21 protein-coding genes are annotated in these 21,298 nt (G+C 65.6%); 9 read left to right on the top strand and 12 right to left on the bottom strand.

Annotation, left to right across the window (positions count from 1 at the left end):
- Positions 1 to 22: 22 nt before the first annotated feature.
- The 3 genes from E4634_RS12210 to E4634_RS12200 all read left to right on the top strand — a co-directional run bounded on the left by E4634_RS12210 (position 23) and on the right by E4634_RS12200 (position 2,188).
- On the top strand, positions 23 to 946 hold the full coding sequence (locus E4634_RS12210) for a prenyltransferase (RefSeq protein WP_167854881.1): 924 nt from the start codon (positions 23 to 25) through the stop codon (positions 944 to 946).
- Positions 947 to 951: 5 nt separating this feature from the next.
- A complete protein-coding gene (locus E4634_RS12205; RefSeq protein ID WP_135444266.1) occupies positions 952 to 1,617 on the top strand; it encodes a sugar transferase in 666 nt (221 codons plus the stop codon).
- Between the two features lie 67 nt (positions 1,618 to 1,684).
- Positions 1,685 to 2,188 (top strand): TerB family tellurite resistance protein, encoded by a 504-nt coding sequence (locus E4634_RS12200; RefSeq protein WP_135444265.1) that lies wholly within the window; start codon positions 1,685 to 1,687, stop codon positions 2,186 to 2,188.
- A 57-nt stretch (positions 2,189 to 2,245) separates the two neighbouring features.
- On the opposite strand, the gene E4634_RS12195 is transcribed toward E4634_RS12200, so the two are convergent.
- From E4634_RS12195 to E4634_RS12180, 4 genes are all read right to left on the bottom strand, one after another.
- Positions 2,246 to 2,971 carry a hypothetical protein gene (locus tag E4634_RS12195; protein WP_491844334.1) on the bottom strand — a complete coding sequence of 242 codons (726 nt, stop codon included), beginning with the start codon at positions 2,969 to 2,971 and terminating at the stop codon, positions 2,246 to 2,248.
- Between the two features lie 175 nt (positions 2,972 to 3,146).
- A complete protein-coding gene (locus E4634_RS12190; protein ID WP_135444263.1) occupies positions 3,147 to 3,407 on the bottom strand; it encodes a hypothetical protein in 261 nt (86 codons plus the stop codon).
- A 56-nt stretch (positions 3,408 to 3,463) separates the two neighbouring features.
- Positions 3,464 to 5,089, bottom strand: a complete 1,626-nt coding sequence (locus E4634_RS12185; RefSeq protein ID WP_135444261.1) for a GMC family oxidoreductase — start codon at positions 5,087 to 5,089, stop codon at positions 3,464 to 3,466.
- Between the two features lie 99 nt (positions 5,090 to 5,188).
- A complete protein-coding gene (locus E4634_RS12180) occupies positions 5,189 to 5,761 on the bottom strand; it encodes a nitroreductase family protein (RefSeq protein ID WP_206046873.1) in 573 nt (190 codons plus the stop codon).
- Between the two features lie 308 nt (positions 5,762 to 6,069).
- On the opposite strand from E4634_RS12180, the gene E4634_RS12175 reads away from it, so the two are divergent.
- The 3 genes from E4634_RS12175 (at position 6,070) to E4634_RS12165 (ending at position 9,914) form a co-directional block, all read left to right on the top strand.
- Complete coding sequence (locus E4634_RS12175; protein ID WP_135444260.1) at positions 6,070 to 6,399, top strand: type 1 pili tip component; 330 nt, start codon at positions 6,070 to 6,072, stop codon at positions 6,397 to 6,399.
- Between the two features lie 216 nt (positions 6,400 to 6,615).
- Complete coding sequence (locus E4634_RS12170) at positions 6,616 to 8,115, top strand: hypothetical protein (protein ID WP_206046872.1); 1,500 nt, start codon at positions 6,616 to 6,618, stop codon at positions 8,113 to 8,115.
- A gap of 20 nt (positions 8,116 to 8,135) precedes the next feature.
- Entirely contained in the window at positions 8,136 to 9,914 is a 1,779-nt protein-coding gene (locus E4634_RS12165; protein ID WP_135444258.1) for a BCCT family transporter, read from the top strand.
- Positions 9,915 to 9,927: 13 nt separating this feature from the next.
- On the opposite strand, the gene E4634_RS12160 is transcribed toward E4634_RS12165, so the two are convergent.
- Positions 9,928 to 10,662: a hypothetical protein gene (locus E4634_RS12160; protein ID WP_135444256.1), complete on the bottom strand. Its 735-nt coding sequence runs from the start codon at positions 10,660 to 10,662 to the stop codon at positions 9,928 to 9,930.
- A 191-nt stretch (positions 10,663 to 10,853) separates the two neighbouring features.
- Between E4634_RS12160 and E4634_RS21695 the strand changes: the two genes are divergently transcribed.
- Positions 10,854 to 11,684, top strand: a complete 831-nt coding sequence (locus E4634_RS21695; protein WP_206046871.1) for a hypothetical protein — start codon at positions 10,854 to 10,856, stop codon at positions 11,682 to 11,684.
- 75 nt (positions 11,685 to 11,759) lie between these two features.
- Here E4634_RS21695 and E4634_RS12150 read toward each other — a convergent pair whose 3' ends face one another.
- The 7 genes from E4634_RS12150 to ectA all read right to left on the bottom strand — a co-directional run bounded on the left by E4634_RS12150 (position 11,760) and on the right by ectA (position 18,032).
- Positions 11,760 to 12,335 carry a CBS domain-containing protein gene (locus E4634_RS12150; RefSeq protein ID WP_135444254.1) on the bottom strand — a complete coding sequence of 192 codons (576 nt, stop codon included), beginning with the start codon at positions 12,333 to 12,335 and terminating at the stop codon, positions 11,760 to 11,762.
- A gap of 66 nt (positions 12,336 to 12,401) precedes the next feature.
- Positions 12,402 to 12,749 carry a hypothetical protein gene (locus E4634_RS12145; RefSeq protein WP_135444253.1) on the bottom strand — a complete coding sequence of 116 codons (348 nt, stop codon included), beginning with the start codon at positions 12,747 to 12,749 and terminating at the stop codon, positions 12,402 to 12,404.
- A 59-nt stretch (positions 12,750 to 12,808) separates the two neighbouring features.
- Complete coding sequence (locus E4634_RS12140; protein ID WP_135444251.1) at positions 12,809 to 14,239, bottom strand: sodium/proline symporter; 1,431 nt, start codon at positions 14,237 to 14,239, stop codon at positions 12,809 to 12,811.
- 40 nt (positions 14,240 to 14,279) lie between these two features.
- Positions 14,280 to 15,734 carry an aspartate kinase gene (locus E4634_RS12135; RefSeq protein WP_135444249.1) on the bottom strand — a complete coding sequence of 485 codons (1,455 nt, stop codon included), beginning with the start codon at positions 15,732 to 15,734 and terminating at the stop codon, positions 14,280 to 14,282.
- Positions 15,731 to 16,135, bottom strand: a complete 405-nt coding sequence (locus E4634_RS12130) for an ectoine synthase (protein ID WP_135444247.1) — start codon at positions 16,133 to 16,135, stop codon at positions 15,731 to 15,733. The genes E4634_RS12135 and E4634_RS12130 overlap by 4 nt, the downstream gene beginning before the upstream one ends.
- A 29-nt stretch (positions 16,136 to 16,164) precedes the next feature.
- Positions 16,165 to 17,472, bottom strand: a complete 1,308-nt coding sequence (gene ectB, locus E4634_RS12125; protein WP_135444245.1) for a diaminobutyrate--2-oxoglutarate transaminase — start codon at positions 17,470 to 17,472, stop codon at positions 16,165 to 16,167.
- Positions 17,469 to 18,032: a diaminobutyrate acetyltransferase gene (gene ectA, locus E4634_RS12120; protein ID WP_135444243.1), complete on the bottom strand. Its 564-nt coding sequence runs from the start codon at positions 18,030 to 18,032 to the stop codon at positions 17,469 to 17,471. The genes ectB and ectA overlap by 4 nt, the downstream gene beginning before the upstream one ends.
- 251 nt (positions 18,033 to 18,283) lie before the next feature.
- Here ectA and E4634_RS12115 point away from each other — a divergent pair, with 251 nt between their 5' ends.
- Positions 18,284 to 18,850: a MarR family winged helix-turn-helix transcriptional regulator gene (locus E4634_RS12115; protein WP_135444241.1), complete on the top strand. Its 567-nt coding sequence runs from the start codon at positions 18,284 to 18,286 to the stop codon at positions 18,848 to 18,850.
- A 186-nt stretch (positions 18,851 to 19,036) separates the two neighbouring features.
- Positions 19,037 to 21,295: a TonB-dependent receptor gene (locus E4634_RS12110; RefSeq protein ID WP_135444239.1), complete on the top strand. Its 2,259-nt coding sequence runs from the start codon at positions 19,037 to 19,039 to the stop codon at positions 21,293 to 21,295.
- Positions 21,296 to 21,298 lie beyond the last annotated feature (3 nt).

Below are 21,298 nucleotides of genomic sequence, written 5' to 3'. Positions count from 1 at the left end.
ACAACCGGGAGATACCGCGCTCGTGATCACCGCGGCATTTCGCGAGGGACTTTGGCGCCTCGCCGACCCCAAGATCAGCATCACCTCCGCGGCCTCGATGGCCATCGGCGCCGCCTGGGCCGCCAGCGACGGATACTTTTCCTGGTTCTGGGTACTCCTGCTGGGTGTTGCCATGTTCTGTATGGAAGTGGCCAAGAACGCCTGGGGCGATGTCATCGACTACGACTCGGGCACCGACCTGGCAGTGGCCCCCGAGGACCGCACCCCCTTCTCCGGCGGCAAGCGGGTAATGGTGGACCAGTTGTTGAGCCGCGGCCAGACCTGGGCCATCGCCTTCGCCTTCGGCGGGGCCGGGCTGGCGCTGGGCGCGGTTATCGTGTTCTGGCGTGAACCGGCGGTGTTCTGGCCCGGGGTTATTGCCCTGGTGCTGGGCTGGTCCTACCACGGGCCGCCGCTGAAACTCGCCTACCGCGGACTCGGGGAGCTCGACGTGGTGTTGATCTACGGCCCGGGCATCGCCCTGTGCACCTTCCTGATGCTCGCCGGCAGTGTCGACACCGGGGTGATCCGCGCGGCGCTGCCCCTGGGCCTGGCGATCGCCGCCTTCCTCTGGGTCAACGAGTTTCCCGACTACCTCGCCGACCGCGGCGCCGACAAACGCAACCTGGTGGCGCGGCTGGGCCGGGTGCGGGCCAGCCGGGTACTGCCGCTGATCTACCTCGCGGCTTTCGCCACCCTCGCCGCACAACTCGGCAACGGCCTGCTGCCCACGGCCAGCGCGCTGGGCTTTATCGCCGCGCTGCCGGCGGCGGGCGCCTGTTTCTGGTGCTGGCGGGAGCCGGAGAGCTTTCACCGCCAGCGCCCGGTGCAACCCCTGGCCCTGCTCACTTTTGTCTTGCTCTCGGCGGGCACCACGGCGGGAATACTGCTCGGCAGGGGTGCGTAACACCCATGCGCCGGAACCTGGCCGGGCGCTGCCTCGACCTGCTGGTCGCGCTGCCGCTGGCGCTGCTGACGTTACCGCTGCTCGCGCCGCTGTCGCTGGCAGTGCTGGCCCTGTCCGGGCGCCCCGTGTTCCACCGCGAACAGCGCCTGGGCCGCGGCGGCGTGCCTTTCACACTCTACAAACTGCGCAGCCTGGCCGCCGGCAGCGGTACGCAGCGCGGCGTCGCCCCGGCGGATGATGCGCGCCTCACCCGACCGGGGTCCTGGCTGCGCCGCTGGCGACTCGATGAACTGCCACAGCTGTGGCAGGTAGTTCGCGGACAGATGAGCCTGGTTGGGCCGCGCCCGCTGCCACCGGCCCACGCGGGCAGTATTCCAAACGACCAGCTGACGCAACTGCTCAGCGTGGCGCCGGGACTCACCGGCGCGGGCGCCCTGGCCTTTCTCGCCGAAGATACCGTGCTCGCCGGCCGAACCGATCCAGAGGCGCTCTACCTGCGCGTACTGCTGCCGGCCAAGGTCGAGGTTGAACTCGACTACCTGCGTCAGCGCAGCCTGTGCGGCGACCTCGGCCTACTGGCCCGCACCGCCGCCAGCGTCTGGTCGTCGGCCGCCCACCGGCGCTCCCGCCAGCGCCTGGAAACCTGCCTGGCGCAGGCCGGCGACGCATGAGCAGGCCGCGCGTGGACGAATTTGCCGCGTTGCCAGTACACTCTCGCCAGACTCTCCGGGACGTACCATGACCCTGACTATCAACACCGATGTGATCCGCCGCCTGCGCGATGCACTGCTGGCCGAGGCGGCCACCGGGGCCGGGGCGCAGGATGCCCACCCCCACCGCGACGCCGCCCTGGCGCGGGTCGCACCGTTTGCCGAGACCATGTACCTGGTGATGATCGCCGACGGGCGCAGCGCGCCGCAGGAAATCGCCGCCGTGCGCGGCGCGGTCCGCCTGCTCACCCGCGACCTGCTGGAAGACGCCGACCTCGATCGACTGCTGGACGCTTGCGCCGCCGCAGCAAGTGAGCGCGGCGCCGAGGTCATGCTGCAGGTCCTCGGCGGTCGCCTGTGCGCCAACCGCGGAGATCGCGAAACCGCGTTTACGCTCGCGGCGGCGGTGGCATTGGCGGACGATGAGGTGACCGACAGCGAGCGCGCCCTGGTCGGCGACGTGGCCGAGTGGTACGGGGTGTCCTCGAAGCGCGCCCGCGAGCTACTGGGCGCGATGCAATCGACGGGCTAAAAGCCAGGGGCCGAGCACTGGAAGCCCGGTGCTGGAACCCTCAGCCAGGGACGCGTGCTAGCCGCGCTCGCTGCCGGCCAGCAGCACTTCCTCGATCTCCACGCCCCCGGCGGAGATTCTCATCACCAGGTGGTGGCGGTAGGTGTCGTCGTCCCCGGCAAAGATGCGCGGCACACGCGCCGAGTTCACGTAGAGCACGCCGTTGCGTTCCACCCGCCAGGGCCGCTCCACCCCCTGTCGCGTCTCCAGGTGCATGTGCCCGGCCACCACCGCCAGTACCCGTTTACCGATGCTGTGGGCGTGATCAATCGCCTGCGCCAGGTCCGGGTCACCCCAGTCACCGCCGCCAGGTTTGAAGTCGCAGCCCCAGATGGCGTGGGGTTCGTCGCCGAGCCCGGTGGGCCCGTTGTGTGCCACGAACACCAGGTCCTCGGCCTCGGCCGCATCCACCAGGGCGCGCAGCCTGGCGGCGGAGTCCTCGAGGCTGTCGATGGCGTAGGTGTCGCGCATGTAGTCGGGAAAGGAAAGACTGGCACCGCCCATGCTGTGGGGGCGGGCGGCGATCATGTCGACACACACGCCAGGGGCGCGCAGCTGGTGCAGGCTGTAGCCGCACAGGCGCACATCACCGGCCTGGTCCTCGCGATCGGCGGTGATGGCGAGGATACGCCCGACCCCGTCCTGCAGGGCCAGCTCCGCCGCCAGGTCCTCGATATCCACGGTGTCGTTGTTGCCGGGCATCACCAGGGTGGGCTGGCGCAGGCGCGAGATAGAGCGCGCCACGCGCAGGGTGCTGTCGGCGAGACCGCCGCCGAGGTCGCCGGCGAAGAACAGCAGGTCGTAGGGGCGTCCGGCGAACTGCCAGACATCGACCTCGTCCCAGTGCGTGTGCAGGTCACCGACGATGCCGAGGGTGAAGACTTCGCCCCCGGCGTCGACGCGGTGCGGTGCGGCGGTATTATTCCGGTTCAGTGAAGGCCTCTTTTACCTTGTCCATGTCCACGGAGTCCGCGGCCTTTTCCTTGTCCACCGCGTCGTAGGCTTTCTGGTAGTCCACGCCGTCCGTGCTCACCGCTTCTTTCATCTGCTCGGTATCCACCGAGTCGCGGGCCTTTTCCTGGTCGACAGCCTCGACCAGTTTACCCATGTCCTGGGCCAGCGCGGCACCGGCCAGCGGCAGCAGGCCGACCAACAGCAGACGAAGTGACCATTGCTTCATGCGTATTCTCCAGACAGGTTTAGCGGATTCGCGCTGAAGTATGGTGCATGCCCCGGTCAGCTGCCAGTTCGCCCCGGTGTGGGCCCGGCACCGAGGTATTCGCTGAGGGTCTCGGCGATCATCACCACCGGGGCGTGGGTGTTGCCACTGGTGATGGACGGCATCACCGAGGCGTCGGCAATGTACAGGTTGTCCAGGCCGCGCACCCGCAGGCGGGCGTCCGTCACTGCCAGCGGGTCGTCGTCCGCGCCCATCTTGCAGGTGCAGGTGGGGTGGAAAATGGTGGTGGCGATATCCCCGGCGGCGCGCGCCAGTTCCTGCGCGGAGGTGAGTTCCGGCCCGGGCTTGATCTCCACCGGGGAGAAACGCGCCGCGGCCGGCTGGCAAGCGATCTCGCGGGTGATCTCGATGGAGCGCGCGGCGATGCGCAGGTCATCCTCGGTGCTCAGGTAGCGCGGGTCGATGCGCGGAGGCGCCGCCGGGTCACTACTACGCACATCAACCCGGCCGCTGCTGCTCGGGCGCAGGTTGCAGACGCTGGCGGTAATACCGGGGAACGGGTGCAGGTCCAGGCCGAGTTTTTCCGCGCTCATCGGCTGCACGTGGTATTCGAGGTCCGGCCGGTCGACATCCGTCCCGGAATTGAAAAATGCCCCAAGCTGGCTGGGCGCCATGGACATCGGGCCGGAGCGGCGCAGCATGTATTCCATGCCCATGCGCGCACGCCCGTGCCAAGTGCCGTTCAGGCAGTTGAGGGTGGTGGTGCCCTGTACCCGGAACTGCACACGAATCTGCAGGTGGTCCTGCAGGTTGCCGCCCACGCCGTCCAGCTTCAGCCGGCAGTCGATGCCGGCGGCATCCAGCTGCGCCTCACCGCCGATGCCGCTGCGCTGCAGGATGCATGGGGAGGCGACGGCGCCGGCCGAGAGCACCACCTGCCCGGCGGTCTCGATGCGCTGGGGACGGCCGTCGATGATCGCCTCCACGCCACTGACCTTCTGCCCGTCCCAGACCAGCCGGTCGACCAGCACGCCGGTTACCACCTGCAGGTTGGGGCGCTGCATCACCGGCGCGAGAAACGCGCGCTTTGCCGAGCAGCGCACGCCGCCGCGCTGGTTGACGTGGAACAGGCCGACACCGGCGTTGTCGCCGGTGTTGAAGTCGTCGGTGGGGGGAATGCCGTACTGGTTGCAGGCCTCTTTCCAGGCGTCCAGCACCGGCCAGTGCAGGCGCTGCTGTTCGACGCGCAACTCGCCGGCATCGCCGTGAAATTCCGAGGCGCCGCCGTAGAAACTCTCGGAGCGGATGAAGCGCGGCAGGACCTCATCCCAGGACCAGCCCGGCAGGTTCCAGCTGTCGTAGTCGCCGGCCTGGCCGCGCATGTAGATCATGCCGTTGATCGCGCTGCAGCCGCCGAGCACCTTGCCGCGGGGGTAGGGCAGGACGCGGCCGTTGAGCCCGTCCTGGGGTTCCAGTTCATAGCACCAGTCGGCGCGCGGGTCGCCCATGGCAAACAGGTAGCCGACCGGGATGTGGAACCAGTGCCAGCGGTCGTCGCCGCCGGCCTCGAGCAGCAGAACGCGGCGGGCAGGGTCGGCGGACAGGCGGTTGGCGAGCACGCAACCGGCACTGCCGGCGCCGATGATGATCGTGTCGAATCCCGCGAGGGACTGCGCTGCCATAAACCTGTTTCCCGTCCAGCTGGCGGGCGTGAGCGCCCGCTCCGGCCGCTCACATTACACGCAGTCCCGCGGTGCCTCAAGCGCGGGGCGAGCGCGGTCCTACAGCAGGATGTCTGCCGCCGACAGGCGCTCGCGCGGCTTGGCGTCGCGCTCGGCATAGGCCTCGGGGACGACATCGGCCGAGCCGTGGTAGCCGATGGCCAGTGCGGTCAGCGGCCGGGTGCCTTCCGGCAGGTCGAAGGCTGCCACTACCTTGTCGAGGTCGACGCCGATCATCTGGTGCACCGCGAGGCCGCGGGCGGTGGCCTCGACAGTGAGCATGGCGGAGGCCGCGCCGAGGTCGTGCTCGGCGGCGATGTTTGGCTGCCCGTTGAAATCGAAGTTGTCGCGCACGAAGCCCAGCACCAGCACCGGGGCGTTGGCCGTCCAGGGCTGGTTGCCCTCCACCAGGCAGGCATGAATCTTCTCCCAGCGGTCGTCCTTGCCGCGCACACCGACCAGGTAGCGCCAGGGCTGCGCATTGTAGGAAGACATGGTCCAGCGGGCGGCTTCGAACAGCGCTTCCAGGTCGCCCTCGGGTACCGCTTTCTCGGGATCGAAGGCGTAGGGGCTGAAGCGCTCGGCCAGTACGCTGAGGATGGGGGTTGTGGTTTCGGCTGTCTTGTCTTGCACGGGATTCTCCTCGCTGCGTTGTGTTCGGGTTGCCGCCCTGCCCGTTACGGTGGACCGCGAGCGTTACCGGGCGGCGGGCTACTCATTGATGAACCTATCTTATATTCGAATTTTTGGTTTAAAAATCCGATAATAATGGAGTAAATATTCTAATTATTAGAAAGTATTGCGGCGCACGTTGATCTCACAGTGAGTACTCACATTCCCAGAACAGCACCACGGCAGGTGCGGCTACACGCGAATTGGGTTAGCATCGCGAATAGTGGCGCGATCGGGCCACATCACGTTCCCGAGGTATGGAGAGGCCGATGAGTTTTGTCGATTTGATAGGCATCTGGGATCAACAGGCCTCCGGGGAACTCGCCCACGACAAGTACCAGGTACAGCTAAGCATCGAGAGCGCCGCCAAGCTCGAGGCCCTGGTCGAACTCTTCCCGCTGCGCACCCGCGAGCAACTGATCGCCGAACTCCTCAGCTGCGCACTGGACGAGATGGTCGCCGCTTTCCCCTACGTGCAGGGCGAGCGCATCATCGCCCACGACGAGGAAGGCGACCCCGTGTTCGAGGATGCGGGCTACACCCCGCGCTACCTCGCCCTGGTGGAGAAACACATCCAGCGCCTGCGCGACCAGTCCTGATCGGCGCGCCCCGCGCCGCGCAGTCTCGCCACCCACTTTCGCACCCCCTCTGGCCACCCCTCCCGGCCCCTTTTCGTCAGCGCAGTCGATATGCGCTAGGATGGTTCCTGCAAACCAACTCTACGGAGAGCCATTCACAGGCCCGCGCACGTCCCCGCCATAGCAAGTACCGGCGCCGGGCGGCCAGCGCGGGACGCACAAGGGGGAACAGGGCCGATGCATATAGCGCCGGGCATCCTGCCATCCACGACCCCGCGACTGCGGCCTGCACGGCCGTACGTCATTCTGTGCCTGGCCCTGCTTGGCGCCGCCCTCACCAGCCCAGCTTCCCTTGCCGCAGACGTCGGGACCCTCGAGGCCGATGTCGCCGAGCTCGAACGGCAATTGACGCAGGCGCGCGCAAGACTCGCCGCGGCCCGCGAGGCTGAGCGTGCTGGCGCGGCCAGCGCCGGGCAGGCGCAGGAATTAACCGGGCAGGCGCAGGCAATAGCCGACCAGGACACAGCCGCACTCGAGCCGACCGGCCTCGAAACGACCGGCAGCGAACCCTCCGCGAACGATGACAAGATCCGCTTCGGGCCGCTGACCATCGGCGGCGCGATGCGCGTCAACTACGTCAATGGCGACTACAGCGGCAGCGGTGACGGCCCCCGGCGCGGCGGCAACGGCGGCAATGTCGAACTGGACACCTTCCGCATCAACGCCAGCCTCGACTACGGCAAGCTGAACGGCAAGCTGGAGTACCGCTGGTACAACGGCTACAACTTCCTGCACACCCTGTGGCTTGGCTACGGCTTCGACAGCGGCGACCAGTTGCAGGCCGGGGTCACCCGCGTGCCCTTCGGCCCCGGCCCCTACGGTATCTCGCAGAGCTGGTTCTTCGACCAGCACTACTACCTGGGACTGTCCGACGACATGGACCTGGGGCTCAAGTACCTGACCCGGCGCGGCCCCTGGGAACTGGCCTTGGCCTGGTTCCCCAGCAGCGAGGGCAACTGGAACGGCAACAGCGCGGACAGCGCCCGCTACAGCTACGATGCGGTGCGCTGGCGCTCGGCGATAGACCCGAACGGTGACGTCGTCGCCGCCCCCGAGAACGGCTACAGCGAGCGCAACCAATTCAACCTGCGCGCCATCTACCACCTGGAGGATGTCGCCATCCCCACCGCCGCGGGCCTGTCGCTACAGGCCGGGCAGCTTGACGGCAAGCGCGCCGACGACGGCGAGCACTGGGCCGCCTCGGTGCACATGATCAACCACATCGGCCAGCTCACCCTCGCCAGCCAGCTCACCCGCTACCAGTACGACATCGACGCCGACAACCCGCTGGGCACCGACGAGCTGCTGCCCATGGGCGCCTACGACTTCGCCTGGCCGGTCGCCGCCGACGCCTGGGTGCCGGCGCTCTCCGTCAGCTACAAGCTGGACACCCCGCGCCTGGGCTGGCTGGACTACGCCCTGCCGTATATCGAATACAGCAGCATCGTGAAAGACATCGACCGCGCCAACGACAGCCAGATGCTCACCCTCGGCATGGCCTTCGCCAGTGGCGGCTGGTACGTCTATACGGACTACGTGCGCGCCACCGGCAACCTGTTCATCGGCAACCGCGGCGACGACTACTCGAACATCTACGACGGCGTCGGCGATTTCGGCATCACCGGCAACGACCGCTGGAACGACCGCTTCAATATCAACTTCGGCTACTACTTCTAATTCGCCCGCATGGAGACACCATGGACCACCTGACCAACCCCAAGGACGCCCGCATGCACAAGGCACTGGCGGACAAGCTCAAGCGCGTCGAGCAACGCGCCCGGGAGCGGGCGATTCGCGAGCGGGCCAAGTTCTTCGGCCTGCAGATCCACCCGACCGCATCGGTCGAGGACGACGCCCCCGGCCGCGAGCCGGGCGATCGCAACTGGGTCGGCTTCGGTTTTGACATCCACCCCCAGGTCACCGTGTTTTCCGCCTTTTTCCTGCTGGTGTTCATCGTGCTGACCCTGATGTTCAAGCAGGCTGCAGCCGAGTTTTTCGCCGCCGCGCTGCATTTCATCACCAGCACCAGCGGCTGGTTCCTGGTGCTGGCCACCAACCTGTTCATCGTCGCCGCGGCCTATTTCGCCCTCGGCAAGTTCGGCCAGATCCGCATCGGCGGCGCCGACGCCGAGCCGGAATTCAGCACCCTGTCCTGGTACGCGATGCTGCTCAGCGCCGGCATGGGAATAGGCCTGATGTTCTGGAGCGTGGGCGAACCGATCACCCACTTCGGCACGCCCTCACCGATGTTCGGCCACCTCGAACCGGGCACGCCGGAGGCGGCGCAGGCGGCCATGGGCGTTACCTACTTCCACTGGGGCGTGCACCCCTGGGCGGTGTACGCCATTGTCGGCCTGGGCCTGGCGTTTTTCGCCTACAACCGCGGCCTGCCGCTCACCATCCGCTCGATCTTCTACCCGCTGCTGGGCGAGCGTATCTACGGCTTCTGGGGCAATGTCATCGATATTCTCTCGGTACTGGCCACCCTGGTCGGCCTGGCGACATCGCTGGGGCTGGGGGTCACACAGATCAACGCGGGGCTCAACTACCTGCTGGGAATCGAAATCAGCGTGAGTACCCAGGTCATCCTGATCGCCGGCATCACCGCTATCGCCACGCTCTCGGTAATGGCCGGCCTGGACGGTGGCGTGAAGCGCCTCAGCCAATGGAACATGATTCTCGCCGGGGTGTTCCTGCTGTTCCTGCTGATCGCCGGACCTACCGTCTTCCTGCTCAGCGGCTTCACCCAGAACCTGGGCTATTACCTGACGATCTTCCCCGAGATGAGCATGTGGACGGAGACCTTCCGCGGCACCAACTGGCAGGGCTCCTGGACGGTGTTCTACTGGGCCTGGTGGATTTCCTGGTCGCCCTTCGTCGGGATGTTCATCGCCCGTATCTCCAAGGGGCGAACGGTGCGTGAGTTCATCACCGGCGTCATCCTCATTCCCACCCTGCTGTCCTTCCTATGGATGTCCGTTTTCGGCGGCTCGGCGCTGTACCTACAGGGCACCGGCGGCGCGGACATCCTGTCCGTGGTCGGTGAGGACGTGGCCAAGGCAATGTTCGTGATGCTCGACGCGCTGCCGCTGGCCGGCGTGTTGTGCACGGTCGCAGTGGTGCTGGTCACTGTGTTTTTCGTCACCTCCTCGGACTCCGGCTCGCTGGTGGTGGACCACCTGACTTCCGGCGGCAAGCTGGATTCGCCCACCGGGCAGCGAGTGTTCTGGGCGCTCATGGAAGGGGCTATTGCCGCCGTGCTGCTGGTGGGCGGCGGGTTGACCACACTGCAGACCGCCGCGGTCAGCACCGGCCTGCCTTTCGCCTTTGTGTTGTTGATCGGGGTCTACGCCCAGTGGGTGGGCTTCTCCCAGGAAATCTACGTGGAGGAGGCGGTGGAAAAGGCCGTGCGCAGCGCCGAGGAAGAGCACGTGTTGCAGCAGGCGGTGAACCAGGCCGTAGAGGGCATGCAGTGATACCGAGCCGGGCCTATTCGAAGGCCACCGGGTAGAGGGCGGCGAATTCACGCCGCGCGGCTGTGTGATCGATGTTGCGACCCCAGTTGAAAATCACGTGTTCGCCGGCCTCCAGCGTTGCCAGCGGGGGGATTTCCCCCTCGAACACTGCCTCGCGATAATCCTCCGCCACCTCGGCCCGCTGTCCGCTGCGATGCCAGTGCCACAGCAGGTAGGTGGGCTCGAATAACAGGCGGCTGCGATTCCACTGTTCCGGGATGGACTCCAGTTCGCTGCGCTCGATCAGGCGCGGTGTGTGCAATACCGGATTGGGGGCCGGAATCGACAGGCAGCGGAAAAAACCCAGGGTCTCCCACAGCCAGTTGTGCCAGTTGTTCATCTCCTTGTTGGGGCGCTTGCGCTGCCCGTGGCGCACCAAAGGGCGGCCGAATTCGGCCTCCGGGTCCGCCAGCGGCTTGAGCAGCAGCATGTCGTCGTGCCACCAGATCCAGCGGTCGAAGTGCCGGGCGAAGATGTACTGGTGCTCCCACAGGCGCAGGATCTTGTTCGCTTTCGGCGAATGCTCCCAATCGGTGATCGTCTGTATCTTATTGTTTTCCAGCCATTTTTTTGATGGGAGATGGGACTCTTCGGTGAGCAGCGCAATCGGCCAGTCACCCAGGTGGCGGCGGATGGCGGCGACCACGACGGGCAGGTAGTCCTCCTCCTTCGGCCGGTAACTGAAGGCGATGGGGGCACGTGATTCCATGGTTCATCCTACGATTATGGATTTTCTGGACTTATTCAAAAGTGCGGCTTGTTATAGCCGATAACACTGGATAAAACCAAATCCTGACACAGGGGTACTCACCAATAACTGCGCTGTGCAGATTTGGGTGCCGCGGCCGGCCGGTTTGGTCGCAATGTGGCACCGGGAACACTCGAAGAGAGGAACATCCAATGAAAAAACATCCTTCCATGAAAAAGCTTGTGGCCGGCACGGTCATCGCCCTGGGCATCTCGGCGGGCGGTGCAGTGGCTGCGCCCACCTACCAGCTGAAGTACCAGGCCGGTGGTAGCACCCTGTACATGGTGAACACCTTCCTGACCGCGCTGGAACTGGCCGACGTCCAGAAGTCCGCCATCAAGCCCGGCAAGATGGTCCCCAACAAGGACTGGCTGCGGGTACCCGTCAACGGTGGTGTGATCGACCTGGACGGCGGCGTGGGAGAGATTGACCTGTCCGGTGGCCTGCAGCTGGAAGCAGGCGACGGCACAGTGCTCGCGCTGCACAATTTCACCGTCGAGGCACTGGGCGGCAAGAACGTGGTCAGCGCCGTGGTCGAGATCAACGGCCAGGTGCTGCAGCGCATGGCGATATTCGAGATCGGCTTCGACGACGCCACCTCGGAGGTCGAAAACAACGGCCGACTGGTCAACCGCAAGCTCTTCATGTTGCTCAGCAACGAGGGCGCGGACCTGCTGGTGAACACACTCGGCCTGCTGGTCGAGCCGGGGGACAAACTGGCGGTGATGGACACCGCGACCAAGCTCGACGGGTTCAACAACGGTAACGACGACTCGGATGATTCAGATGACTCGGACGATTCAGATGACTCGGATGATTCCGATGACTCGGATGATTCCGATGACTCGGATGATTCCGATGATTCAGATGACTCCGACGATTCGGATGATTCGGACGACTCAGACGACTCAGACGACTCAGACGACTCAGACGACTCGGATGATTCAGACGACTCCGACGACTCCGACGACTCCGACGACTGACCTCGCCTGCATCAGCTACCCGGCGGCGACCAGCGCCGCCGGGTACGCTTCAGATTCAATCCCCGACTACCCGCCTCACACCCGCACCGCCCGGTAGATATCCGAAAACGAATTCGCCCGCTCGCCGATCTGCACCGGAATGTGCAGGCCGCGCGAAATATCGTTGGCCGCCACGATACCGCGCACGCTGCGCCGCTCGCCGTCGACCACCAGCACATAGTGATCGCCGAAATCCTGCATCGTCGCCAGCAGGTCACCGATGCGCGCCCGCGCGAGATCGCCGTAATCCACCGCGTGCAGGGACGAGCGCGGGGTCATGATATCGCCGACCACCAGGTCGTTGCGCCCCAGCCCGGTATCCTGGCTGGCGCGCATCACTTTCAGGGACAACAGGTCGGCGAGGGAGATGATGCCGCGAAAGGTCTCCCTCGCGTCGATCACCAGCTTGAGCCGGGCGTGCGTGCGTTTCATCAGTGCGATGGCCTCGTCCAGCGGTGTCGATTGCTCCAACATCAGCGGCTGCTGTTCGGTGAAGTCGGTGAGAACGGCCAGCGCAGGGCTGTCTGTGGTCAATGGGTCGGCCCGGTCGGGCCGTTCGATAAGGCCGATGTCGGCCAGCGCCTTGGTCGGCAGGGATTTATAGCGGTGCATAAGGTCACTCCTTCGCCTCGCGGGCGCACGCCGGCGCCGCGAGAGGCACGCATTAACCGATTGAATTCAGGAAACGACTGAAGGAGTGACTGCTGGTGGCCCGCGGGCCCGCTGCGGATAGGCCATGGCCGGCCGTGGCTCACCCTGGCGGGTTGCACGGGGTAGGGGGACGCTGACTCGCGCAGGGAAAAGCCAGCCGGGCGCGGCGGCGGGGAATACTTGCGGCCCGTCCAGGCCGTCGGGGTCGCCGTCAGCGCCGAACAGCGCCTGTGGCGAGTAGTCTGCTTCCTGCAGGGAAAGACCGGAATCGCCGCCCGGCAGGGACAGCGCGCCGAGCGACAGGGCGAGGCAGAACAGCGGTGCCCAAAGCACCAGGCTGCTACGCTTTTCCTCGTCCACGCTCTCGATTCGCATCGGACTCCTTCGCTACCCGGGATGGACCATGACAGGGATCACTGGAATGGACAGGCCGGCTAGGGATTAGTTCCCGCCGCCCTGGCCTGCGGCATCGCTTCCGCGTCCGCGCGCGGCGCGGCGGCGAGCAACGCAAGGCCGACGGCAACGCCGGGGAGTCCCTCGAAAATATAGGCGTGCAGCCCGAAGTAGCGCCACGCCAGCGCGGTGGCGAAACCGGCGATCACCGCACTCACCGCCAGTGACTCGGAGGGCTTGCGCCCCAGGCACAGCACGATCAGCAGGGGAGCGAAGGCACTGCCCAGGCCGGACCAGGCGAGTATCACCATGTTGAACACGCTCTCCACGTTGGACAGCGCGAACAGCAGCGCCACGCCGGTGGTGCCGAGGGTGGTCAGCTTGATGAGAAGAGTATGCTCAATCCGGTGCGGCAACAGGTCGTGGGTGATGGACGCCGAACAACTCAGGATCAGCGAGTCCGCGGTGGACATGGTCGCCGCGAAAATACCGGCCAGGATCAGGCCGACCAGCCACGGATGCAGCAGCAACTGCGCCATGGTCGGCAGAGCCAGCTCCGCGTCGAAACCGTCGCCGCCGGGAATATACAACCGCGACAACAGGCCGACCCCGGTGGCCATGGCGTAGAACGCGATAAACCACAGGTAGTACCAGGCGCGGGCGCGGCGCATGCTGCCGCCATCATCCAGGGTCATGAAACGCACCATGATATGCGGCTGGCCGATCACCGACAGCCCGGCGACCATCCAGCCCAGGGCGAACAGCAATGGCCCCGCGATACCCGGCACCGGCAGGTCGCGCGGGAACCAGTCCATGTAGCCGGGAATCTCGCTCAGCTGTTGCCAGCTCTGCGCCGGGCCCCCAAGCGCCATGATCGCCACCGCGAGCAGCAGGCCCATGGCCAGGATCATGACCACCGATTGCGCCGCATCGGTCCAGATTGAGGCGCGAATGCCGCCGGCGAAACAGTACAGCGCCACCATCACCGCACCGATCACCGACCCGGCCCACAGCGGCCAGTCGAACAACACGTGCAGGGCCTTGGAGCCCGCCACCAGCTGGGCCGAGGCGTAACACAGCAGGAAGACCAGGGAGATGCCGCCGATCGCGCGCTGCAGCAGCGGCTGGCCGCGTCCGTACCATGTGCTGAGCACACCGGCGTAGCTGACTTCGTCCGAATTGGCAGTCGCCGCACGCAGGCGCGCGTGCACGAAGGTGGACCCCAGGTAGTCCCCGGCGATCCAGCCGACCATCAGCCAGAACGCGGGCAGGCCGGTGGCGTAGGTGTAGCCGATGACCCCGATGAACATGTAGCCACTGTTGTTGGTGGCCACAGCCGAAAGGCCGACCAGCCACGGCTTCACCGTGCCGTCGGCGAGGTAGTAGTCGTGGCGGGTGCCGCGACTGAACAGGGAAGACGCCAGGCCGATCAGCGTGAAGGCGGCCAGGAAGACCAGGAAAGAGATAATCACCGGGTTGCGTCGGCTCCCTGTTCAGCAGTTATCGCGAGGTTCAGGCCTGGGCCAGGCAGATCGCCGCGCCGTGGTCGTGTACCTCGACCAGGCATTCGTGCAGGGCCTTGACCGCAGCTTCGAAGTCGCCGTCCTCGATGACGAACTGCATGTCCACCTGGCGCATCGACTGGTGCATGGCCTGCACACCGATGTCGTAGGATGCCAGACCGGACACAGCCTTGGCGAGGATACCGGTGACCTGCAGGTCGCTGCCGATGGCGGAGACGATGGAGACCTTCTTCTGGTCGATCTCCGCGTCCGGGAAGGTGTCCTGCAGTGCCTGGCGGATGCGCTTTATGGTCTTGAGGTTGCCGCCCAGGTAGTGGGTGATGGTATTGGCGTTGATGTCCTTGGCGATGATCTGGCCGCGGAAACGACGGATGGTACCGAGGATCTCGCGGTCGTAGACGTCGATCTGGCCGGCCATATCCTGGTCGAACAACTCGAGCGCATACACGCCGCGGCTGCCGGCGATGATCTCAGCCCGCGGCGTCTCGCTGACGTAGTCCGGCGTGATCAGGGTGCCGGCGTGCTCGGGCTCGAAGGTATTCTTGACGCGCAGGGCGATGTTGCTCTGGCGCAGGCCTTTGGCCGCCTTGGGGTGAATAGCCTCCATGCCCAGGTTGGCGAGTTGGTCGGCGACATCGTAGTTGGTGCGGCCTATGGGCACAGCGTGCTCCTCGCCGACGATGCGCGGGTCGGCGCTGGACAGGTGGAACTCCTTGTGGATGACCGCCTCGCGGGCGCCGGACACCACCGCCGCGCGGCTGAAGGTCATCTCGCTGTAGCCACGGTCGAAGCTGGCCATCAGGCCGTCGCGGGTGTGTGCGTAACCAGTGACAATGGGCAGCTCGGTGGCGAGGTCGACTCCGCCCAGGGCGCGCTGGATGCGCTCGTCGAGGCCGAGATGCTCCTCGTCCTGCCAGCCGGTGAGGTCGATAAAGCGCGCATTGACGCCATCGCGCTGCAGCAGTTGCACCATGTTCCATGCGCTCTGCGCCTCGCCGAGGCTGGCCAGCATCTCGCGCACGGTGGCCAGGTGCGAGGCCAGGGAGAAGTGGCCGTGGCGGCACAGCTGCTCGAGGTTGCGCAGGCATTCGCGGGCGGACTCGATGCGCTCGTCGATGAAACGGTTGGCGCGCTCCACGCTCAGCGGGTCGCCGAACAGGCGCTGGTTGAGATCGTGCATCTCCTGGCGCAGGACACTGAGTTCCTCGCGCCAGGTGCGCTCCGATTCACTGGAGGCGAACAGCGCGTAGACCCCGGGTCGGCCGGATTTCTTGTGCTCGAGCAGGCGGTCGGTGATACCCCCGTAGGCGGACACGACGAAGATGCGCCGGTACCAGTCGCCCTGCCGTGAGGCGTGGCAAATGATGTTGTCGCGCACCGCGGCGTAATCCAGCATGCTGGTGCCGCCGATCTTCTCGACGGTATGTTCACACTGCCCGTTCATGCCCCGATCGCCTCCGCCTCGAGTTCGTAGGCACCCTCGGCGTTGTGCACTTCCTTGCCGGACAGCGGCGGGTTGAACACGCAGGCCATCTGCATTTCCTCGAAGGCGCGCAGCATGTGCTCGTCGTGCTTGTCGAGGATGTACAGGGTGCCCGGCTCGATCGGGTATTTGCGCCCGTCGGCCAGGGTCTCGACCTCGCCGCGACCGGACACGCAGTACACGGATTCCAGGTGGTTCTGGTAGTGCATGCGAAAATCCGCACCCTTGTAGATGGTGGTGATATGGAAGGAAAAGCCCATGTTGTCGTTCTTCAGCAACATGCGGGTGCTCTCCCAATTGCCGTCGGGGCTGACGATGCGGCGCTCGCTGCGCGCAGCTTCATCCAGTGTTCTTACAATCATCTTGCTACCTCTGTGTCTGTTCTCTGCGCTCAGGCGATCAGGCGTTCGTCGTCGAAGTAATCGATTTCCTCGGGAATGCGCGCGTTGTCGGCGCAGGTCTCGTGGATCGCCTGTTCCAGGATATCGATGCCGCGCTTGAGGTTGTCGTCGCTGATCACCAGCGGGCACAGCAGTTTCACCACCTGGTCGTCGGCGCCGCTGGTCTCGATGATCAGCCCGTTCTTGAACGCGCGGTGGGTGATGGCGCCGGCCAGTTCACCGCTGATGCAGTTGATGCCCTGGAACATGCCGCGGCCGCGACAGGTGAAGTTGCCGTCGCCGTACTTGTCGACGATCTCCTGCAGGCGGCGCGAGATGTAGGCGCCCTTGCGACGCACGTCGGCGGCGAAGTGGTCGTTGGACCAGTAGTGGTCGATGGCCGCCTTGGCGGTGACAAAGGCCAGGTTGTTGCCGCGGAAGGTGCCGTTGTGTTCGCCGGGCTTCCAGTGGTCCAGCTCCGGGCTGATCAGCACGACCGCGAAGGGCAGGCCATAGCCGCTGAGCGACTTGGACAGGGTGATGATGTCCGGCTTGATGCCCGCTTCCTCGAAGGAGAAGAAGGTGCCGGTGCGGCCGCAGCCGGCCTGGATGTCGTCGACAATCAGCAGCACGTTGTGCTTCTTGCACACCTTGTCCAGGTTCTTCAGCCACTCCATGGACGCGGCGTTGATGCCGCCCTCGCCCTGTACCGTCTCGACGATCACCGCCGCGGGCTTGTCGACGCCGCTGCTGGAGTCGGACAGCACCTTGTCCAGGTAGCCGGTGGTATCGATGTCCTCGCCCAGGTAGCCGTCGAAGGGCACCCGGGTGCAGCCGCCCAGCGGAATGCCCGCGGCGCCGCGGTGGTGGGAGTTACCGGTGGTGGCCAGGGCGCCCAGGCTGACGCCGTGGAAGCCGTTGGTAAAGGCGATCACGTTGTGGCGGCCGGTGACGTTGCGCGCCAGCTTCAGCGCCGCTTCCACCGAGTTGGTGCCGGTGGGGCCGGTGAACTGCACCATGTAGTTCATGTCGCGCGGCTTGAGGATCTTCTCGTTGAAGGCCTCGAGGAACTCGCCCTTGGCGCGGGTGTGCAGGTCCAGGCCGTGGCTGATGCCGTCGTTCTCGATGTACTCGAGCAGCTTCAGCTTGAACAGCGGGTTGTTGTGCCCGTAGTTCAGGGTGCCGGCGCCAGCGAGGAAGTCGAGGTACTCGTTGCCTTCCTCGTCGTAAAGGAATTCGCCCTGGGCCCGATGGAATACGCGCGGGAAAGAGCGCGCGTAGCTCTGCACTTCGGATTCGATTTCGTCAAAAATTTTCATGCTGTCTTCCTCGTTTTCTCATCGGTTCGGGCGGAATCTGACCAGCCTGTTGCCGGCCTCTGGAGCGGCCCGATGCGCGCCAGGAATTCGGTGTCGTGGGAATCGCCAAAATGCGCGGAGCGCTCGAACATCACGCTGCGCTGCAGGGGTGCGTGCCAGTGGTGGGCAAAGCTCTCGAACAGCGCCCAAGAGGCTGCGTTGTCGTCGGTGACCGTGGTCTCCATAAAGCGCACGCCGGCGCAGCTCTCGCGCTCGACGATGTGATTGAGCATGCGCCGCGCCAGGCCCTCGCCGCGGGCCTGGGCGCTGACTGCGACCTGCCATATAAAGAGGGTGTCTGGCGACGCCGGCGGCAGGTAGCCGGAAATGGCACCCACCAGCTCGCCGTCGCGCTCTGCGACTACAGTGGTGGCGGCAAAATGGGTGCACTGCAACAGGTTGCAGTACATGGAGTTTTCGTCCAGCGGGGGACAGGCGGCAATCAGCGCGTGCAGCGCGGCGCCGTCCTCGGGCCGGGGCTGACGAAGTACTACCGTGTGCTTCGCAGAATTAACATCCATATCTAATATTTAGATCTCTATGGAAAAGGAGGTCGAACTATACAGAACGAGATTATTTATCTCAATAAATCAATGCTATATTGTCATCATTCACAATATTTATGATTATATGACTAAATATTTGTTACTATTCCCCTCAAGCAACGGAGGGAATTTGTATCAGATCTCAAAATTTCAAGGCCGCTGACACCGTGCGCCGTGCCGCCAGCGAACGCCAACGCCCCGCCCATCCGGCGAGTGCCCTGCGTATAATGGGCAACCCGGGAGAGGAGGAGCGTGCCGAGTTGGATCGAATAGAAGAAGTGCTGATTGCGCTGCGGCGCGTCATCCGCGCCACCGACCTGCACTCGAAACACCTGTCCAAGACCACGGGCCTGACCGCGCCGCAGATCCTCCTGATGCAGGCAATCCGCAACAGCGAGGGCAATACCACGATCGGCGACCTCGCCGGCGAAGTCAGCCTGAGCCAGGCCACGGTGACCAATATCATCGATCGCCTGGAGCGCCGCGGCTATGTCTTCCGCGAGCGCTCCCAGCAGGACCGGCGCAAGGTCCACGCCTGCCTCACCGACCAGGGGCTGCAGGTATTACAGGAAGCGCCGATGCCCCTGCAGGACCAGTTCGCCCGCCAGTTTTCCGACCTCCACGAGTGGGAGCAGACCATGATCATCGCCGCGCTGCAGCGCGTGGCGCACATGATGGACGCCCAGCACATCGACGCCTCCCCGGTGCTCGACGTCGGCAACCTCGACCGCCACCCGGCGGTGGACGACGACACCTCCGCCTACGCCAGCGCGCTCGACGCCAGCCGCGACTGACCCCTCGCCGCGTCCCGGTCCGGGACACCGGCCCGGCGAGCGAACACTGGCAATATTTCGCACCGCCGCCGGCGGCGCTTCCGTATCGTCCGGACAAATACTAAACTTTGCTTTGCACCGACAAGCGAGACAGTCCTGCGCGCCTGCCTCGCGACCATAACAACAACGATCGGGAGATAAGCAAAAATGCACCCCTACGCCTTAACTATACCCGCAATTCATCGACAATCACCCGCCCTGCGCCGGCTGCGCCACGCCGTGCACGCCGCCACCCTGGGCGCTGTCGCCCTCGGCGTGCCCGGCCTCGCCCAGGCCCAGGGCAATCCGGCCCTGGAAGAGGTGGTAGTTACCGCCCAGCGCCGCGCCGAGCGCATCGAGGACGTGCCGATTTCCCTCTCGGCCTTCGACCAGTCCGCGCTCAACAACCTGCGCATCGAGTCCACCGACCAGTTGCAGATGGGCACGCCGGGCATCGTCAACACTTCGACCGCCGGCGACGGCATCTCCGCGATCTACATCCGCGGCGTCGGCACCGGCTATTCCGGCCCGGGCCTGGAGGGCAGCGTCGCGGTGTACCTCGACGACGTCTACCTGCAGACCCAGACCTCCTCCTACCAGGCCACCCTCGATGTCGCCCAGGTGCAGGTACTGAAGGGCCCGCAGGGCACCCTGTGGGGCAGGAATGCCACCGGCGGCGCGATCCTCATCGAGACCCGCGACCCCACGCTCGAGGAAGTCGAGGGCTACGTGAAAGGCGGCTACGGCAACCTCGACTGGATGCGCGGCGAGGCGGTGGTCAACGTGCCCATGGGCGACACCTTCGCCCTGCGCCTGGTCGGCTTCTACGAGGAGCGCGACGGCTACGTGGAAAACATCGCCGTGCCCAACTTCGAAGACAGCGGCGTCGGCGCCGGCGAGACCTACGCCTGGCGCGCCAAGGCCCTGTGGCAGCCGAACGAGGACCTGCGCCTGGTCGGCAAGCTGTCCCACGACCGGCGCAACGGCAACGGCGCCATTCACAGCCTGCGCTACAACGGCGACGGCTCACCCACCGGACTGGGCTTTTACAAGACCACGCAGTCGCCCAACCGCGAGGGCGGCGGCGGCGACGACACCGAGTCCAGCATGGCCTCGCTACGCCTGGACTGGACCTTCGGCGACTGGACCCTGACCAACACCCTGGCCTACCGCGAGACCCGCGCCTACGGCTGCACCGATAACGACGGCGTGGTGGACGAACTGCTGTACTTCTGCACCGTGTCCAGCAAGAGCCCCAACCCGGGCGGCGCCGACGGCAAGGAGGACAACACGCTCACCGACGAACTGCGCCTGACCTCCAACTTCGACGGTCCGTTCAACATCGTCGCCGGCCTGTTCTATGAAGAGAACGAGGCGCGCTTCGTCGGCCGCATCGGCGGCGCCTTCTTCGGCGACCTGCTGCCGACCTTCGACAACCGCGACGACCTCACCGCCTACTCGGCCTACTTCGACGCGTCCTGGGACATCACCGAGAACCTCAAGCTCTCCGGCGGCCTGCGCTATACCTACGAGGACAAGGACCACTCGGTGGTCAACGACGACGACGCCCTGGCCCTGTTCGGCGGCACTATCCCGCGCCGCAACAACGACAGCGCCGACTTCGACAACGTCTCGCCGCGCGTGGTGCTGTCCTGGAGCCCGGGGCAGACCAACTTCTACGCCAGCTACGCCCAGGGCTTCAAGTCCGGCGGATTCAACAGCCCCTCGTTCACCGTCGACCCGGTGCTCGACCCGGAGGAGATCGACGCCTATGAAATCGGCGCCAAGTACCGCTCCGAGGACGGCCGCCTGAGCCTGTCCGGCGCCGCCTACTTCTACGACTGGACCGATATGCAGGTGGCCTTCATCACTGGCGGCGGCTCCGGCATCCTGCAGCAGAACGCGGCGGGCGCGGAGAACTACGGCGCCGAATTCAACGTCGACTGGGCACCCCTCGATGCGCTGGTGCTGCGCGCCGGTTACGCCTACTCCCACGCGCGCTTCACCGAGTTCCCGCAGGCCGCGGTGTACAACCTGATCGACGGTGCGCTCACCGCCACCGCCGAGGACCTCGAGGATCGCCAGGTGCCCTTCGCACCGGACGACACCTTCACCGCCAGCGCCACCTGGTTCTACGGCTTCGGCGGTTGGGAGGGCGACGCCACCGCGGCCATGCGCTACTCGTCCTCCTACGACTTCACCGCCGGCGCCGGCGGCGAGCTGCGCGCCAGCGCCCAGGACGACCTCACCCTGGTCAACCTGACAGCGAACCTGCGCTCGCCCTCCGGGGCCTACGAGTTCGGCCTGTTCGTGGACAACGCCGGCGACGAGGAGTACATCCAGTTGGTCTCCACCGGCAACACTGGCGTGTACATGACCCCGGCGGCACCGCGCACCTACGGCGCCACCGTGCGCTTCAACTTCTAGGGA

This window comes from Mangrovimicrobium sediminis (assembly GCF_004745945.1).
GTDB lineage: Bacteria > Pseudomonadota > Gammaproteobacteria > Pseudomonadales > Halieaceae > Mangrovimicrobium > Mangrovimicrobium sediminis.
This window is presented reverse-complemented; position numbering and strand designations above follow the sequence as displayed.